The sequence below is a fragment of the Streptomyces sp. 1222.5 genome, assembly GCF_900105245.1.
GTDB classification, from domain to species: domain Bacteria; phylum Actinomycetota; class Actinomycetes; order Streptomycetales; family Streptomycetaceae; genus Streptomyces; species Streptomyces albidocamelliae.
On record NZ_FNSZ01000001.1, the window covers coordinates 5,160,351 to 5,177,330 of the forward strand.

At 72.9% G+C, this 16,980-nt stretch carries 14 protein-coding genes; 11 read left to right on the forward strand and 3 right to left on the reverse strand.

Features of this window, described 5'->3' with window-relative positions; genetic code table 11:
* Positions 1-12: 12 nt before the first annotated feature.
* Positions 13-507, reverse strand: coding sequence for a cysteine dioxygenase (locus BLW57_RS23360; protein ID WP_093477144.1), 495 nt, complete (start codon positions 505-507; stop codon positions 13-15).
* Between the two features lie 679 nt (positions 508-1,186).
* Between BLW57_RS23360 and BLW57_RS23370 the strand changes: the two genes are divergently transcribed.
* The 3 genes from BLW57_RS23370 to BLW57_RS23380 all read left to right on the forward strand — a co-directional run bounded on the left by BLW57_RS23370 (position 1,187) and on the right by BLW57_RS23380 (position 6,859).
* Complete coding sequence (locus BLW57_RS23370) at positions 1,187-1,450, forward strand: WhiB family transcriptional regulator (protein WP_010986447.1); 264 nt, start codon at positions 1,187-1,189, stop codon at positions 1,448-1,450.
* A 193-nt stretch (positions 1,451-1,643) separates the two neighbouring features.
* Positions 1,644-5,357, forward strand: a complete 3,714-nt coding sequence (locus tag BLW57_RS23375; RefSeq protein ID WP_093477147.1) for a glycosyltransferase — start codon at positions 1,644-1,646, stop codon at positions 5,355-5,357.
* A complete protein-coding gene (locus BLW57_RS23380) occupies positions 5,354-6,859 on the forward strand; it encodes a DUF5719 family protein (protein WP_093477149.1) in 1,506 nt (501 codons plus the stop codon). The genes BLW57_RS23375 and BLW57_RS23380 overlap by 4 nt, the downstream gene beginning before the upstream one ends.
* Before the next feature lie 79 nt (positions 6,860-6,938).
* On the opposite strand, the gene BLW57_RS23385 is transcribed toward BLW57_RS23380, so the two are convergent.
* Positions 6,939-7,325: a metallopeptidase family protein gene (locus BLW57_RS23385; RefSeq protein ID WP_093477152.1), complete on the reverse strand. Its 387-nt coding sequence runs from the start codon at positions 7,323-7,325 to the stop codon at positions 6,939-6,941.
* 400 nt (positions 7,326-7,725) lie between these two features.
* Between BLW57_RS23385 and BLW57_RS23390 the strand changes: the two genes are divergently transcribed.
* The 6 genes from BLW57_RS23390 (at position 7,726) to BLW57_RS23415 (ending at position 13,603) form a co-directional block, all read left to right on the forward strand.
* Positions 7,726-8,100: a DUF3499 domain-containing protein gene (locus BLW57_RS23390; protein WP_037660842.1), complete on the forward strand. Its 375-nt coding sequence runs from the start codon at positions 7,726-7,728 to the stop codon at positions 8,098-8,100.
* 169 nt (positions 8,101-8,269) lie between these two features.
* Positions 8,270-9,634 (forward strand): phosphomannomutase/phosphoglucomutase, encoded by a 1,365-nt coding sequence (locus BLW57_RS23395; protein WP_093477154.1) that lies wholly within the window; start codon positions 8,270-8,272, stop codon positions 9,632-9,634.
* Positions 9,635-9,747: 113 nt separating this feature from the next.
* A complete protein-coding gene (locus BLW57_RS23400) occupies positions 9,748-9,918 on the forward strand; it encodes a Trm112 family protein (protein ID WP_079060162.1) in 171 nt (56 codons plus the stop codon).
* Between the two features lie 146 nt (positions 9,919-10,064).
* A complete protein-coding gene (locus BLW57_RS23405) occupies positions 10,065-11,192 on the forward strand; it encodes an SIS domain-containing protein (protein WP_093477156.1) in 1,128 nt (375 codons plus the stop codon).
* A 137-nt stretch (positions 11,193-11,329) separates the two neighbouring features.
* Positions 11,330-12,481: a mannose-6-phosphate isomerase, class I gene (gene manA / locus BLW57_RS23410; RefSeq protein WP_093477158.1), complete on the forward strand. Its 1,152-nt coding sequence runs from the start codon at positions 11,330-11,332 to the stop codon at positions 12,479-12,481.
* Positions 12,482-12,622: 141 nt separating this feature from the next.
* Complete coding sequence (locus tag BLW57_RS23415; RefSeq protein WP_093477161.1) at positions 12,623-13,603, forward strand: cation diffusion facilitator family transporter; 981 nt, start codon at positions 12,623-12,625, stop codon at positions 13,601-13,603.
* A gap of 18 nt (positions 13,604-13,621) precedes the next feature.
* On the opposite strand, the gene lepB is transcribed toward BLW57_RS23415, so the two are convergent.
* The gene (lepB, locus tag BLW57_RS23420; RefSeq protein ID WP_093477163.1) at positions 13,622-14,314 is read right to left on the reverse strand and encodes a signal peptidase I; all 693 of its coding nucleotides are present in this window, start codon (positions 14,312-14,314) and stop codon (positions 13,622-13,624) included.
* Positions 14,315-14,697: 383 nt separating this feature from the next.
* On the opposite strand from lepB, the gene ahcY reads away from it, so the two are divergent.
* Entirely contained in the window at positions 14,698-16,155 is a 1,458-nt protein-coding gene (ahcY, locus tag BLW57_RS23425; RefSeq protein WP_093477166.1) for an adenosylhomocysteinase, read from the forward strand.
* A 177-nt stretch (positions 16,156-16,332) separates the two neighbouring features.
* Positions 16,333-16,947 (forward strand): hypothetical protein, encoded by a 615-nt coding sequence (locus tag BLW57_RS23430; protein ID WP_093477169.1) that lies wholly within the window; start codon positions 16,333-16,335, stop codon positions 16,945-16,947.
* Positions 16,948-16,980 lie beyond the last annotated feature (33 nt).

The window sequence follows — 16,980 nt, forward strand, 5'->3', positions numbered from 1 at the left end:
CACGACAACGTGTCAGGCAGTCACCGGACGCGCCTCGCACCGCGGCGAGGAGTGCATCGGCATCTCGGTCAGGCCCGGGTAGTACATGTGCAGGCTGACGGCGGGCTCCAGCGCGTCGTTGACGACCTCGTGGACGTAGCCCGGCGCGAACACCCGCTGCGCGCCCGCGGCCAGCGCGCGCGTGCCGCGTTCGGTGCGCTCGGTCAGGGACCCCTCAAGGACGGTGAGGACACCGGAGGAGCGGCCGTGGTCGTGCAGCCCGCTGCGCTGGCCCGGCACCCACGACAGCAGCCACGCCTCGTAGCCGGGGCCGGTGCGCAGGCGGTGGTACCAGCGGGTGGTGGCGTCGTAGCGGACGAGGTGCGCCCACTGGGAGCGGTCGGCGGCGATCGAGCGGGCGAGGCCCACGAACTCCGCCACGGTGGCCGGGTGCTCGCGCGGCGGCTGGAGCAGGTGCGCGACTTCGAGGATGTCGCCGGCGATCTGGAGGTCGTTGTCGCTGTTCATCGGGATGCGGTGGTCCTCGGCGGGAGAAGTGGGGGGCTGGAGCTGAACGGCGCGTGCGGTCCGCCCGGATCACGGGCGGGCGGGGTGCCCTGGGTGAGGGATCACGAAGGGGGAGACGCGACCGAGCCGGGATGAACTCGGGGACAGCCGGAGCGGGCGTGGCTCAACAGCTGGGACAGCAACAACAGCTACAGCGCGCGCGGGCGGCACCGTGGGACCCGGCGGTGCGGGTCGAGGTGGGCGCCAAGTTCGCGAGCATGCCCAATAGGACATCGGTTCACACGCGCACTGTCAACTCGATACCCGGTATGTGGGACATTGTTTCACCTCATCCGGTTCATCTGTCAGGTGAAAGGTTTGTTCACTGGGATGCCGGGACACATGGGGCACATCCGAGCGCGCGAGCCCCACGGAACGCGATCGAACACGGGGGCGTCTTTCTCCGTACAGAGATCTGTACGGGGTCCGGCCGCCCCCAGGGGCCCCGTTTGCGTGTCAAGGTTTATGGCGATTTAAACACTTTCCGCACGGCCTTGGTTCCGCAGAGTGAATAACGGGCCCAATAGCAGATCTCGGCTTGACTCGCCCGGAGCAGCACACTTGTAATTTCACTCGTGTCGTTCAGCCGGCATCCGTAACGGCTACGCACGGGGACGCGAAAGACAGACGAGGGGCGCACATGACCGAGCTGGTGCAGCAACTGCTGGTCGACGACGCGGACGAGGAACTCGGCTGGCAGGAGCGCGCGCTGTGCGCCCAGACCGACCCCGAGTCCTTCTTCCCTGAGAAGGGCGGCTCCACCAGAGAGGCGAAGAAGGTCTGCCTCGCCTGCGAGGTCCGCTCCGAGTGCCTCGAGTACGCCCTCGCCAACGACGAGCGCTTCGGCATCTGGGGCGGTCTGTCCGAGCGCGAACGCCGCAGGCTCAAGAAGGCCGCCATCTGAACGGACGGCAGCCCGCGCCCACGCACCAAAACGTCACGAACGGCCCGTCGCCGGTGGGTTATCCACAGGCGGCGGGCCGTCGTCGTGGGCAGCCGATAGTGTGGTCGCTCGTCCGAGACGCCGCGCTGTCCCCTCCCCGACCGAGGAGGCACGGGCGTCCACCGCAGTCCATCGAACCGGGGCCCGTACCTCGATGTCCGTGCACAGCCACACGGCAGCCCAACGCGACGCTGCCACTGCCGGGTTTGACCCGTCCCGCCCGCCCGAGTTCCCGCGTCACGTGGTGACCGCGGTCCTCGTCTCCCACGACGGTGCCCGCTGGCTGCCCGACGCGCTCGCCGGGCTGCTCGGCCAGGAGCGCCCCGTCCAGTACGCGGTGGCCGCCGACACCGGCAGCGCGGACGACTCCGCCCCGCTGCTCACCGAGGCACTCGGCGACGGCAACGTCCTGCACCTCGCCCGCCGCACCGGCTTCGGCCAGGCCGTGGAGGAGGCGAGCCGCACCGCCCCGCTGCTCACCCCGGACGAGCTGCCGTACCTCAAGCGCCCCAGCGGCTGGGACCCCGTCACGCGCAGCTGGCGCGACGACGCCTACGACCTGCCCGAACTGCCGTACGGCGAGCCCGTCCAATGGCTGTGGCTGCTGCACGACGACTGCGCCCCCGAACCCGACGCCCTGGCCCAGATGCTCCGGGTCGTCGACAACGAACTCGAACTCGGCCGCGACGACGTCGCCGTCGTCGGCCCCAAGCTGCGCGGCTGGTACGACCGACGGCAGCTGCTGGAGGTCGGCGTCTCCATCGCCGACTCCGGCCGCCGCTGGACCGGCCTGGACCGCCGCGAACAGGACCAGGGCCAGCACGACCACGTCCGGACCGTGCTGTCCGTCTCCACCGCCGGCATGCTCGTCCGCCGCGACGTCTTCGAGCAGCTCGGCGGCTTCGACCGCCGGCTGCCCCTGATGCGCGACGACGTCGATCTGTGCTGGCGCGCCCACACGGCCGGCCACCGCGTCCTGGTCGCCCCCGACGCCGTCGTCCGGCACGCCGAGGCCGCCTCCCGCGAGCGCCGTACGGTCGACTGTGCGGGCCGCACCACCGCCTCACCGCACAAGGTCGACAAGGCGGGCGCCGTCTACACCCTGCTCGCCAACACCCGCACGGCCGCCCTGCCCTGGGTGCTGCTGCGGCTCGTCCTCGGCACCCTCGTCCGGACCGTCGCCTACCTCGTCGGCAAGGTCCCCGGCCAGGCCGTCGACGAGATCCGCGGTCTGTTGAGCGCCCTGCTGCGGCCCGAACGGATCATCGCCGCGCGGCGCCGCCGCGGCCCCTCGCAGATCGACAAGACCGAACTGCGCCGGCTCTTCCCACCGCCCGGCGCCACCGTCCGGGCCACCGTGGAACAGATCGCGGGCAACTTCAGCAGCGGCTCCGACACCGACACCTCCGCCGGCCGGCACGGCGGCGCCGTGGAGTCCGGGCCCGGCGGCGACGACGCCGAGTTCCTGGAGATCGAGCAGTTCGCCCGGCTCAAGCGGATCGCCCGCAAGCCGGGACCGGTCCTCTTCCTCGCCCTGCTGCTGGTCTCCCTGGTCGCCTGCCGCGGCCTGCTCGGCGGCGGCGCGCTCGCGGGCGGCGCCCTGCTGCCCGCCCCCGCCGACGCCGGCGACCTGTGGTCCCGCTTCCTGGACGCCTGGCACCCGGTCGGCGCCGGCGGCACCCCCTCCGCGCCGCCCTACCTGGCGATCGTGGCGTCCCTCGCCTCCCTCCTCCTCGGCTCCACCGGGCTCGCGGTCACCGTGCTGCTGGTCGGCTCGGTGCCGCTCGCCGGGTTCACCGCCTACTTCGCCTCCCGGCCCCTCGTCACCTCCCGGCTGCTGCGCGCCTGGGTGGCCATCGCCTACGCCTTCCTGCCCGCCACCACCGGCGCTCTCGCCGGCGGCCGGATCGGCACCGCCGTACTCGCCGTCCTGCTCCCGCTGATCGCGCGCGCGGGCGTCGCCGCGAGCGGCCTCGCGAGCCGCACCGGCGCCCGCGGCAGCTGGCGCGCCACCTGGGCGTACGCACTGCTGCTGACCATCGCCACCGCCTTCACGCCGATCGTCTGGCCCCTCGCGCTGATCCTCGGCCTCGGCGTGCTGGTGCTGCGCCGCGGCGACCTCGTCGCCCACGGCCTGCGCTTCCTGGCCCAGCTCGGCACGCCGCTGCTGGTCCTCGCCCCGTGGTCGCTGACCCTGCTGCCCACCGGGTTCTTCCAGGAAGCGGGCCTGGAGTACGGCCCCTCGGCCGCCTCCGCGTCCGACCTGCTCGGCTCCAGCCCCGGCGGCCCCGGCACCGTGCACGGCCTGATGCTCATCGGCATCGTGTGCGCCGCCCTGGCCGCCCTGCTGCGCTCCGAACGGCAGCGGGCCGTCCGCACCGCCTGGGCCGTCGCCCTGCTCGGCCTGGTCCTGGCCGTCCTGTCCAACCACTCCACGTGGGCCGGACCGGCCACGCTCGTCTACGGCATCGCCCTGCTGGCGGCCGCCGCCCTCGGCGCCGACGGCGCACGCGCCCGCGTGGCCGAGCAGAACTTCGGCTGGCGCCAGCCCGTCGCCGCCCTGATCGCCTTCGCCTCCGCCGCCGGACCGCTGCTCGTCGCCGCGGGCTGGATGATCCGCGGAGCCGACGGCCCCCTGGAGCGCCGCGACCCGGCCCAGGTGCCCGCGTTCGTCGCCGAGGACTCCAGCGGCGGCGACCAGGCCCGCACCCTCGTCCTGGACAGCGACTCCACCGCGCGCGTGCGCTACACGCTGGTCCGCGGCTCCGGCGCCCGCCTGGGCGACGCCGAACTGGCGGCCGGTGGCGGCGAGAACGCCCGCCTGGACAAGGTCGTCGCCAACCTGGTCGCCGGCTCCGGCGCCGACCAGACCGACGAACTCGGCGGCTTCGCCGTGCGCTACGTCCTCGTCCACAAGGGCGCGCCCCGCGAGATCACCCGCGTCCTCGACGCCACCCCCGGCCTGGGCCGGCTCAGCCAGCAGGACGGCAGCGCCCTGTGGCGGGTGGACCAGGAGGTCTCCCGCGCCACCATCGCGCCCGCCGGCGGCTCGGGCAAGGCCCAGCCGGTCACCGCGGGACCGGTGGAGATCCACGCGACGATCCCGTCCGGTTCGGACGGCCGCGTTCTGCGCCTCGCCGACACCGCCTCCGACGGCTGGACCGCGACCCTCGACGGCAAGCCGCTCACCCGCACCACCGTCGACGGCTGGGCCCAGGGCTTCCGGCTGCCCGCCGCGGGCGGCAGGCTGGACGTCGTCCACGACGACCCGGTCGGCCACACCGCCTGGCTGTGGGCGCAGGGCGCCCTCGCCGTCGTCCTGATCGTCCTCGCCCTGCCCGGCCGCCGCCGCGACGTCGACGACGACCTCCCCGAGGAGCAGCCCCTGCCCGCCCAGGCGACCGCCGGTGAGGGCCGCCGCGCCCGCCGTCTGCGCGCCCAGGCCGAGGAAGCGGCCACCGAGGAGCAGCCGGACACCCCGCCGCCGCCCGCGCAGCCCCCGGCCGCCGTACCGCACCAGCAGTCGTACGACATGGGGGCGGCCCCGGACGAGCCGGGCCAGGACTGGCAGAACGACCCGTCCACCTACCAGAACGCCGGCTACGGCGGCTACGGGAGCGACCCGTACCAGGACGCCGGGCAGTACCAGTCCGCCGGCTACGACCAGCAGGGCTACCCGGCCGACCCGTACCAGGCGGCGCCGTACGACCCCTACGCCTACGGCGGCCCCGCCGACGGGACGCCCTACGACCCGACGGCCTACCAGCAGGGCTACGACCCGGCGTACGACCCCGCCCAGCAGGGCTACGACCCGGCCCAGCACCCCCACGGCACCGGCAACGAGCGCCCCGACGGGAGCCAGCAGTGAACCGCACGACCCTGTCCCTGATCGCCGGTACCACCGCGCTGGCCGCCGTCACCGCGTTCGCCGCGTTCGACAGCCCGTCCGCGTCCGGCGCGTCCGCCCCCGGGGCGGCCGCCCAACTGCCCGTCGAACGCACCAGCCTGCTGTGCCCCGCGCCGAGCAACTCGGAGATCGCGGAGACGTCGTACACGTCGTTCACGCCCGTGACCCGGGGGACCGCGAGCGGCGGCAGGGCCGAACTCGCGGTGGCCACCGCACAGTCGGCGGACGGCTCCGCGAAGGGCGGCAAGGGCGACGCCGGCAAGAAGAAGGCGGACAAGCCGGTGCTCACGCCGAAGGCGCCCGGCACGCCGGTCACCGCGGACGTCTCCGGCTCCGACGCGCCCGCGCTGATCGGCACGGCCGAGGGAAAGTTCGCGCCCGGCTGGACCGTCCAGGAGACCACCGAGGTCGCCGCCGGCACCGGCCGCGGCCTCCAGGGGGTCAACTGCACCGCCCCGGACACCGAGTTCTGGTTCCCGGGCGCCGCCACGGCCACCGGCCGCACCGACTATGTGCACCTGACCAACCCCGACGACTCGGCGGCCGTGGTCGACATCGAGCTGTACGGCAAGGACGGCGCGCTCAAGTCGCCGCTGGGGGAGAACCTCACCGTCAAGCCGCACACCAGCGAGCCGTTCCTGCTCTCCACGCTCACCGACGAGCGGCAGAGCGACCTGACCGTCCACGTCAGCGTGCGCAGCGGACGGGTCGGCGCCGCCGTGCAGGCACTGGACGACAAGGCGGGCGGCGACTGGCTGGCCGCGGCCGCCGACCCGGCCGGCAGCCTGGTCCTGCCCGGCATCCCCAAGGACGCCACCGACGTCCGGCTGATCGCCTTCACCCCCGGTGACGACGACGCCGACCTCAAGATCCGCCTGGCCTCGCCCGAGGGCCTGATCACCCCGGCCGGGCACGAGACGGTACACGTCAAGTCCGGCATGACCACCGGCGTCGACCTCGGCGACATCACCCGCGGCGAAGCCGGCTCCCTGGTCCTCACCCCCTCCGACCGGACGGTCCCGGTCGTCGCGGCCCTCCGGGTCGTACGCGGCAAGGCCGGCCGGCAGGAGACGGCCTACATCCCGGCCACGGCACCCGTCGGCACGCGCGCGACGTCCGCCGACAACAGCGCCAAGGGCACCACACTCGCCCTGACCGCACCCACCGCCGCCGCCAGGGTGAAGGTCACGGCCTCGGCGGGCAGCGAGGGCGGCAGCGCGGCGACGAAGACCTACACGGTCAAGGCCGGCACCACCCAGGACATCGACGCGCCGGCGTCCGGCCCGAAGGGCACCTACGCCCTGACGGTGGAGACCGTCTCCGGCGGCCCGGTCTACGCCGCGCGCACCCTGGCGGCCAGGGAAGGGGGCGTCCCGGCCTTCACCGTGCAGACCCTCCCGAACGACCGGGGAATGGTGGCGGTGCCGCACACCGACGAGGACCTGTCGGTCCTCCAGAGGTGACGGCGGCACGCAGCTCCGAGAGCGCACGCACCCCAAGCAGCCACGCACCCCGAACAGGCGACCGGAGACGGCGGCGGACCTAGTCCTCCCCGTACCGCGGGTCCACCGTCTCCGGCGTGAGCCCCAGCAGCTCCGCCACCTGCTCCACGACCACCTCGTGCACCAGCGCGGCCCGCTCGTCCCGCCCCTTGGTCCGGATCTCCACCGGCCGCCGGTACACGACCACCCGCGCCCGCCGCCCGTCACGCGCGGGGATGATTCCGCCGAGCGGCACGGCCTCGTCGCTCCACTCGGCCTGATCGCCCTTGCCGTCCAGCCGGGGCACCTCCAGCACGAGGAAATCGATGTCCCCCAGCTGCGGCCACCGCCGCTCCAGCCGCTCCACGGAGTCCTGCACCAGATCCGCGAACACCTCGGCACGGCTCGCCGCCAGCGGCACCTGCGGAGGTGCGATCGGCCCTCGCATGCCCCGCCCGTGGCGGTCACGGCGACGAGGCCCGGGGCCTGCGGCACGGGGCGGTACACGGTTGTCCATCACCGGTGAAGCCTAGTCCCCGTGCGCTGCGGCCGCCCGGCCCCACGCGGCAACCGTCCACCGGCGACCCCCTGTCGCAGGATGACCGTTCAGGCCAAGGTCTGGCTCGTTTCCGTAACCCTCCAAGACCGCCGAACTCAAGGCAATTGACGTTGTTTATGCCGACTCGTGACCGGATGCAGTAGCGCCCCGGGCCCGCCGCACCCTTGTCCGCGCAGGTCAGCGACGTCCGCCTAACACGGCGTGTGGGGTGTTTCACAGCACGACACGGTGGAGTGACCTGGGGGAGAGTCGTCGCGGCCCGCTCAAGAGTGCGGTACCGTCCAACGTCGTGAGCCCTGTACGTCGCTGTTCGCGCACCGCCTGCGGCCGACCCGCCGTCGCGACGCTGACGTACGTCTACGCCGACTCGACCGCGGTCCTCGGCCCGCTCGCCACCTACGCCGAACCCCACTGCTACGACCTGTGCGCCGAGCACTCCGAGCGCCTCACCGCCCCGCGCGGCTGGGAGGTCGTCCGCCTCCTCGACGGCTCCGCTCCCGCCCGGCCCAGCGGCGACGACCTCGAAGCACTCGCCAACGCGGTGCGCGAGGCGGCCCGCCCCCAGGAGCGCGCGGCCGAGGCCGGCGGCGGAGCCCGCACGGCGGACCCCATGGAGGTCGCCCGCCGAGGTCACCTGCGGGTCCTGCGCTCCCCGGACAACTGAGCCGACACCCCGCCTGCGGCCCGTCCCGGGGCCGCCACCGCGCCACTTCTCGCCCCGCCGTCCGTCACGGCGAGGGAACCACCTGGTGTCCGCACGGTGTCCGCACACCTCGCTCCCACCCCGGCCGGGTAGTTTGTGGGCACCCATAGGACTTTCAGGAGGGTTGGCCGTGACTGCTGATCTGTCGCAGATCGTGAAGGCGTACGACGTGCGCGGAGTGGTCCCGGACCAGTGGGACGAGTCACTGGCCCGGCTCTTCGGCGCCGCCTTCGCGGAGGTGACGGGTGCGGCGGCGATCGTCGTCGGCCACGACATGCGGCCCTCGTCCCCCGGCCTGTCCCGCGCGTTCGCCCACGGCGCCGCCGACCGCGGAGTGGACGTCACCGAGATCGGCCTGTGCTCCACGGACCAGCTGTACTACGCCTCCGGCGCGCTGAACCTGCCCGGCGCGATGTTCACCGCCTCGCACAACCCGGCCCAGTACAACGGGATCAAGCTGTGCCGCGCGGGCGCCGCCCCGGTCGGCCAGGACACCGGCCTCGCCCAGATCCGCGAACTGGTCGAGGGCTGGCTGGAGTCGGGCGCACCGCGGCCCGCCGCCGAGCGGGGAGCCCTCACCGCCCGCGAGACGCTGGACGACTACGCGGCGTACCTGCGCTCCCTCGTCGACCTGACCTCCATCCGTCCCCTGAAGGTCGTCGTGGACGCGGGCAACGGCATGGGCGGCCACACGGTCCCCAACGTCTTCGCCGGCCTTCCCCTGAGCCTCGTCCCGATGTACTTCGAACTGGACGGCACCTTCCCCAACCACGAGGCCAACCCGCTCGACCCGGCCAACCTCGTGGACCTGCAGAAGCGGGTCCCGGCGGAGGGCGCCGACCTCGGCATCGCCTTCGACGGCGACGCCGACCGCTGCTTCGTCGTGGACGAGAACGGCGACCCGGTCTCCCCGTCCGCGATCACCGCGCTGGTCGCCGCCCGCGAACTGGCCCGCAACGGCGGCACGGGCACCGTCATCCACAACCTGATCACCTCCCGCACCGTCCCCGAGGTGGTGCGGGAGAACGGCGGCACACCGGAACGCACCCGTGTCGGCCACTCCTTCATCAAGGCCGAGATGGCCCGCACCGGCGCGATCTTCGGCGGCGAGCACTCCGCCCACTACTACTTCAAGGACTTCTGGAACGCCGACACGGGCATGCTGGCCGCCCTGCACGTCCTCGCCGCCCTCGGCGGGCAGCGGGACCCGCTGTCCTCCCTCGTCGCCCAGTACGACCGCTACACCGGCTCCGGCGAGATCAACTCCACGGTCGCCGACCAGAACGCCCGTCTCGCCGCCGTCCGCGCCGCCTACGAGGGCCGCCCCGACGTCACCCTCGACGACCTCGACGGCCTCACGGTCGCCGCGCCCGGCTGGTGGTTCAACGTCCGCCCCTCGAACACCGAGCCGCTGCTCCGCCTGAACGCGGAAGCCGAGGACGAGGCGACGATGACCCGGATCCGGGACGAGGTCCTGTCCCTCATCAGGGCCTGACCCTCGGCCGCAGGCCGCCGCCGGAAGTCGCCCGGACCCTCCGGCGCGGCCCCTTCGGCGGTACGCTGACCAGCACATCCACAGAGCCGTACCCGCCTCAGAAGGGACACCCCATGCCGCTCGAAGCCGGCCTCCTGGAGATCCTCGCCTGCCCCGCGTGCCACGCCCCCCTGAAGGAGCAGGACACCGAGCTGATCTGCACGAGCCAGGACTGCGGCCTCGCCTACCCCGTCCGTGACGGCATCCCGGTCCTGCTCGTGGACGAGGCCCGCCGCCCCGCGTGACGACACCCTTCACCTCGTAAGCGACGAGGGGCCCGCGCACGGGTGAGGCACCGTCCCCGCGCCGGTGACCGTCCGCCCGCGGCCGACGCGGCCCCTCGCGCCCACCTCCCGCACAGGACCCCGGCGATCGGAAGAGGCTGCCGCCCATGCTGGACGAATCGCTGCTCGACACCCCGGAGGGCCTCGCCGAGGCCGACCGCCTAGGCCTGCTGCGCGGCGCGGCGGAGGCCGGCGCCCGCGTCCGCACCGCCGCCCGGCACGCCGCGGAGGCCGGCATCGGAGACCTCAAGCCCGACGGCCGCCCCCGCGCGGTCCTGATCGCCGGCCCCGGAGCCGCCGCCACCCACACCGCCGACCTCCTCGGCACCCTCGCCGGCGCCGGCAGCCCCGTCGTCCGCCTCGCCCCCACCGGTGTCGCCCCGGCCGCGGGCGCCCTGCGCTGGGAACTCCCGGGCTGGGCCGGGTCGGTGGACCTGCTGCTGATCGCCACCCCCGACGGCACCGAACCGAGCCTCTCCCTCCTGACCGACCAGGCCTACCGCCGCGGCTGCTCGGTCGTCGCCGTCGCCCCCGCGGGCACCCCGCTCGCCGAGGCGGTCGCCGGCGCCCACGGCATGTTCCTGCCGATGGCGACGGCACCGTACGACCACGAGGAACCGATCGCCGCGTCCTCCCCGGGCGTCTTCTGGGCCCTGCTGACCCCGCTCCTGGCGCTCCTGGACCGCATCGGCCTGCTCGGCGCCCCGCAGGACGCCCTGGAGAAGATCGCCGACCGCCTGGACGACATCGCGGAGCGCTGCGGGCCGGCCATCGCCACCTACAGCAACCCCGCGAAGACCCTCGCCGCGGAACTCGCCGACTCGCTGCCCGTGGTGTGGACGGAAGGCAACTCGGCGGGCCCGGCCGGCCGCCGGTTCGCCGCCGCCCTGGCCGACCTCGCCGGCCGCCCCGCGGTCGTCGCCGAACTGCCCGAGGCCCTCGCCGCGCACAACGCCCTGCTGGCCGGCCCGCTCGCCGCGAGCGCCGACCCGGAGGACTTCTTCCGCGACCGCGTCGAAGAACCCCCCGCGCTGCACGCGCGCGTGGTGCTGCTGCGCGACCGCCCGATCGGCGGTCTCACCGCCGCCCCCGGCGCCCGCGACATCGCTCTGAGCCACGACACCCCGATCAGCGAACTCGAACCGGACGAGGGCGACGAACTGGAGACCCTCGCGGAACTGATCGCCGTCACGGATTTCGCCGCCGTTTACCTGGCGCTCGCTTCCAGGGCCTGATCTTGTCGCGGGCCGGACGACTCGCGCCCACCGCCGGCCGACGGTCCTGCGCGCAGCCCGGCACGACGACCGGCGCAGCGACCGGGACCGGCACCGACACCGGCCGAGCAGCGTAAGCACGGAGACAGAGAAGACACATGGACCGCCTCGACAACACCGTCCGCCCCTACGCCTGGGGTTCCGCCACCGCCATCCCGCACCTCCTCGGCGTCGAACCGACCGGGGAGCCGCAGGCGGAGATGTGGATGGGCGCGCACCCGGGCGCGCCCTCGCGCACCGGGCGCGGCACCCTCGTCGAGGTCATCGACGCCGACCCCGAACAGGAGCTCGGCGCGGCGGCGGTCGCGAAGTTCGGGCCGACACTGCCGTTCCTGCTGAAAATCCTCGCCGCCGGCGCGCCCCTCTCCCTCCAGGTCCACCCCGACCTGCGGCAGGCCGAGGAGGGGTACGCCGACGAGGAGCGCCGCGGCATCCCGATCGACGCCCCGCACCGCAACTACAAGGACGCCAACCACAAGCCCGAACTCATCTGCGCGCTCACCGAGTTCGACGGCCTCTGCGGCTTCCGCGACCCCCTCGCGACCGCGGACCTGCTCGACGGCCTCGGCGTCGACTCCCTCAAGCCGTACGTCGACCTGCTGCACGCCCACCCCGCGGAAGCGGCCCTGCGCGAGGTCCTCACCGCCGTCCTCAGCGCCGACCCGGCGGAGATGGCCCACACCGTCGCCGAGGCCACCGCCGCCTGCACCCGCCTCGGCGGCGACTACGCCCCCTACGCCGACATCGCCCACCACTACCCGGGCGACCCCGGCGTCATCGCGGCCATGCTCCTCAATCACGTCCGCCTGCAGCCCGGCGAGGCCCTGTTCCTCGGCGCCGGCATCCCGCACGCCTACCTGAACGGGCTCGGCGTCGAGATCATGGCCAACTCCGACAACGTCCTGCGCTGCGGCCTGACCCCCAAGCACGTCGACGTCCCCGAACTCCTGCGCATCGTCCGCTTCGAGCCCAGCGACGCCGGTGTCCTGCGCCCCGAGGCCTCCCCGGACGACGAGGAGGTGTACGAGACGCCGATCGACGAGTTCCGGCTCTCCCGCTTCGTCCTGCCCGAGGGCGGCACCACCCACGACGTCACCCGCGACACCCCGCAGATCCTGCTCTGCACGGCCGGCTCCGTCCGGGCCGGGGAACACGAGCTGACCCCCGGCCGGTCGGTGTTCGTACCGGCCGGCGAGAAGGCGGAGCTCTCGGGTGCGGGCACCGTGTTCCGCGCCACCGTGATCGTATGACCGGGGTCGTGGACACCTGAGGAACCGGTGCCCGGCCGGGCTGCAAGAATGGCCCACCGGCAAAGGCCGGGCAAAGCCGGGTACACGCCGGGACGGCGTGGACGTACGAGGGCCACACAGGCGAAGGGACAACGCGGACACATGAGCGCGTCAGGCGGAACCAGGGCGATCGTGGCGGCACTCGGCGCCAACCTCGCCATCGCGGCATCGAAGTTCGTGGCGTTCGCGTTCAGCGGCTCCTCCTCGATGCTCGCCGAGGGCGTCCACTCGCTCGCCGACTCCGGGAACCAGTTCCTGCTGCTCCTCGGCGGCAAGCGCGCCCAGCGCGAGGCCACCCCGCAGCACCCGTTCGGGTTCGGCCGCGAGCGCTACATCTACGCGTTCCTCGTGTCGATCGTGCTCTTCTCCATCGGCGGCATGTTCGCCATCTACGAGGGCTACGAGAAGGTCGTCCACCCGCACGAGCTGGAGAACTGGTACTGGCCGGTGGGCGTCCTGGTCTTCGCGATCATCGCCGAGGGCTTCTCCTTCCGCACGGCCATCAAGGAGTCCAACGAGCTGCGCGGCAAGCTCTCCTGGGCCCAGTTCATCCGCCGGGCGAAGGCCCCCGAGCTGCCCGTCGTCCTCCTGGAGGACTTCGGCGCGCTCATCGGCCTGGTCCTCGCCCTCGGCGGCGTCGGCCTCGCCCTGCTCACCGGCGACGGCGTCTGGGACGGCATCGGCACCGTCTGCATCGGTGTCCTGCTCGTCTCCATCGCCCTCGTCCTGGCCGCCGAGACCAAGTCACTGCTGCTCGGCGAGGCCGCCGGCCTCGAGGACGTCCAGAAGATCGAGGCCGCGATCGTCGACGGTGACACCGTCACCCGCGTCATCCACATGCGCACCCTGCACCTGGGCCCCGAGGAACTGCTGATCGCCGCCAAGATCGCCGTGCAGCACGACGACACGGCCGACAAGGTCGCCGAGGCCATCGACGCCGCCGAGGCCCGCATCCGCGCCGCCGTCCCCATCGCCCGTGTCATCTACCTGGAGCCGGACATCTACAGCGAGGCCGAGGCCGCCAAGGGCCCGGACCCGAAGGCGACCCCGGGCGGCCCGAACCCGCACGCGGCCGGCCACTGAGGCCGGACGGTACGCCCCTCAGCCCTGCGCCGGTCCCACCGGCCAGGGCACCGGCGGCACCGGCGACGACTTCCGCCGCCGTACGACCAGGGCACCGATCCCCAGGCCGATACCGGTGAGGACCAGCACCACACCGACGAGCAGGGCCGTCCCCACCAGGGCCAGGCCCGCCCGGTCCCCGGTCAGCCGCCCCTGCACGGCACCCACCGGAAGAGTGCCGTCGTGTTCCGCGACGAAGAAACGCGAGTCCATCGAGTTCGACCGGTGGTCGCCCAGCAGGAACAACCGGCCCCGTGGCACCTTCACGTCGTACGGGTGGTGCACACCGTCGGCCTCGCCCTGAAACAGATACGGCTCCTCGACCGGCTTCCCGTTCAGGGTGACCCGCTCCCTGCCGCCCACGAGCGTGCAGCACGCCACCCGGTCGCCGCCCACCCCGATCACCCGCTGGACGTGAACCCCGACACCCGGATAGCGGTCCGGCGCCGAGAACGCCACGACATCACCGCGCCGCACCTCGTCGCCGTCCACCCGCTCCCACACGATCCGGTCACCCGGCTCGTACGTCGGCGTCATGTTCCCGCTCCGCACGGTCCCCAGGCCGTACGCGCCGCGCCCGTAGGTGAACGAGCCAATTCCCAGCAGCAGCCCCAGCAGCCCTGTCACCAGCGCCGCGACCGTCAGACCCCGTCCCCGCCCCGTGCCCGCCATGTCCCGTCCTCCCTACGCGGACCATCCGCGGCGCGGAGGATATCGGCCGGCTGCGAACACTCCGTGCGGACCCGGTGCGAAGCCTGCGAGAGGCCCCGCCGGGGCCCCGCCCCGGCTGGAAACAGCCCCCCGTACGACCCGAACCGTGCGCAGACGGACTGGGGGCGACCGGGTTCAGCGGTGTAGCTTGGGACGGAGCCAGACGTCGCTGCTGATGGCGGTCGGGCGGTCCCTCCGCGGACCGGCCGAGGGAGAGAGGGCCTCCGACGGACTGCGCTGCGCGCACGCGGGCATGCCTGTGTCCTCTTCTCGGGCACTCCTGTGTCCGCCGCCGCGCAGACCAGCCCTACCCACCTCGCCCCAACCCCGAGGAGCAGCTCGCAATGACGACTGTCGACAACCGACAGGACTTCAAGGTCGCCGATCTCTCGCTGGCCGAGTTCGGCCGCAAGGAGATCACCCTCGCCGAGCACGAGATGCCCGGTCTGATGTCGATCCGCAAGGAGTACGCCGAGGCGCAGCCGCTGGCCGGTGCCCGGATCACCGGTTCGCTGCACATGACGGTGCAGACCGCGGTACTCATCGAGACGCTGGCCGCGCTGGGCGCCCAGGTCCGCTGGGCCTCCTGCAACATCTTCTCCACCCAGGACCACGCGGCCGCCGCCATCGCCGTCGGCCCGAACGGCACGCCCGACAACCCCCAGGGCATCCCGGTCTTCGCATGGAAGGGCGAGACGCTGGAGGAGTACTGGTGGTGCACCGAGCAGGCGCTGACCTGGCCGGACAGCCCCACCGGCGGCCCGAACATGATCCTGGACGACGGTGGTGACGCCACCCTCCTCGTCCACAAGGGCGTCGAGTACGAGAAGGACGGCAAGGTCCCCTCCGTCGACACCGCCGAGTCCGACGAGCACCGCGTCATCCTCGAGCTCCTGCACCGCACCATCACCGACGGCTCGCAGAAGTGGACTCAGCTCGCCTCGGAGATCCGCGGTGTCACCGAGGAGACCACCACCGGTGTCCACCGTCTGTACGAGATGCACCGTGACGGCACCCTGCTGTTCCCGGCGATCAACGTGAACGACGCGGTGACGAAGTCGAAGTTCGACAACAAGTACGGCTGCCGGCACTCGCTGGTGGACGGCATCAACCGCGCCACCGACGTCCTCATCGGCGGCAAGACCGCCGTCGTCTGCGGCTACGGCGACGTCGGCAAGGGCTGCGCCGAGTCCCTGCGCGGCCAGGGCGCCCGGGTGATCATCACCGAGATCGACCCGATCTGCGCGCTGCAGGCGGCGATGGACGGCTACCAGGTCACGACCCTCGACGAGGTCGTCGACAAGGCCGACATCTTCGTCACCACGACCGGCAACAAGGACATCATCATGGCCGCCGACATGGTCAAGATGAAGCACCAGGCCATCGTGGGCAACATCGGTCACTTCGACAACGAGATCGACATGGCCGGCCTGGCGAAGATCCCCGGCATCGTCAAGGACGAGGTCAAGCCGCAGGTCCACACGTGGACGTTCCCCGACGGCAAGGTGATCATCGTGCTGTCGGAGGGGCGCCTGCTGAACCTGGGCAACGCCACCGGCCACCCGTCGTTCGTGATGTCCAACTCCTTCGCGGACCAGACCCTGGCCCAGATCGAGCTGTTCACCAAGCCCGACGAGTACCCGACCGACGTGTACGTGCTGCCCAAGCACCTCGACGAGAAGGTCGCCCGTCTCCACCTGGACGCGCTCGGCGTGAAGCTCACGACGCTGCGTCCGGAGCAGGCGGCGTACATCGGCGTCGAGGTCGACGGCCCGTACAAGTCCGACCACTACCGCTACTGAGCAACCCGGCGCGGCCCGTGGCGAGCGCGTCACCGCGCTGACGCGCTCCTCCGCGGCAGTACCTCCGAGGCAGGCCCCCGCACCCCCGTGCCGGGGGCCTGCCCCGTTGGCCGCCGCGGTCTCACAACTCCGCCCGCCGCGGTCACGCCGGCCGGCCCGTCACGACCCAGGACCCCCATGCCCCGCGGCCGCTATTCGCTCCACGATCCGCACGATCACACCCCCCTCGCGGAAGAACACTTCCAGTGCGCCCCCGGCCCCTCCGGTTGGCGCTACGTCTCCCGGCTGACGACCCCCGCCGGCGACCACCTCGGCTCGGTCGACCTCGCCCTCGACGAACTCGGCCGCCCCATCCGCCTCGAACTCCACGCGGGAGGCTGGCAGGTGCGCGGTGCGGCCCTCGACGGCGTCACCTGGGTCCGGACCGACCCCACCGGCGCCCATGCCACCGAAGGCAATGTGCGCGCCCACGCCTTCACCGGCACGTCCCCCGCGTTCCTCGTCGCCACCGCCCGTCTCCTGCGTCTCACCCCCTCCTCCGCCGCGACCCGCGTACGCCTGGTCGCCTTCACGGATCCGGTCCTCGCCCCCCGCACCGTGGACCAGTCCTGGGCCTTGGTGAAGAGCGAAACACACGCCACTGACAACGGCCCACTGACGGTGGACGAATACCAGGTCACAGCCCTGGACACCGGTGAACAGCACGCGATCCACATCGCCGGGGACGTCGTTCTGGCGGCACCCGGGATCGAGCTGGAGGACCTCCAGTCACCACCGTCGCGGTTCGACTGAGCTCCAGGGACAGCACGGCTGCCCCGGGACGCC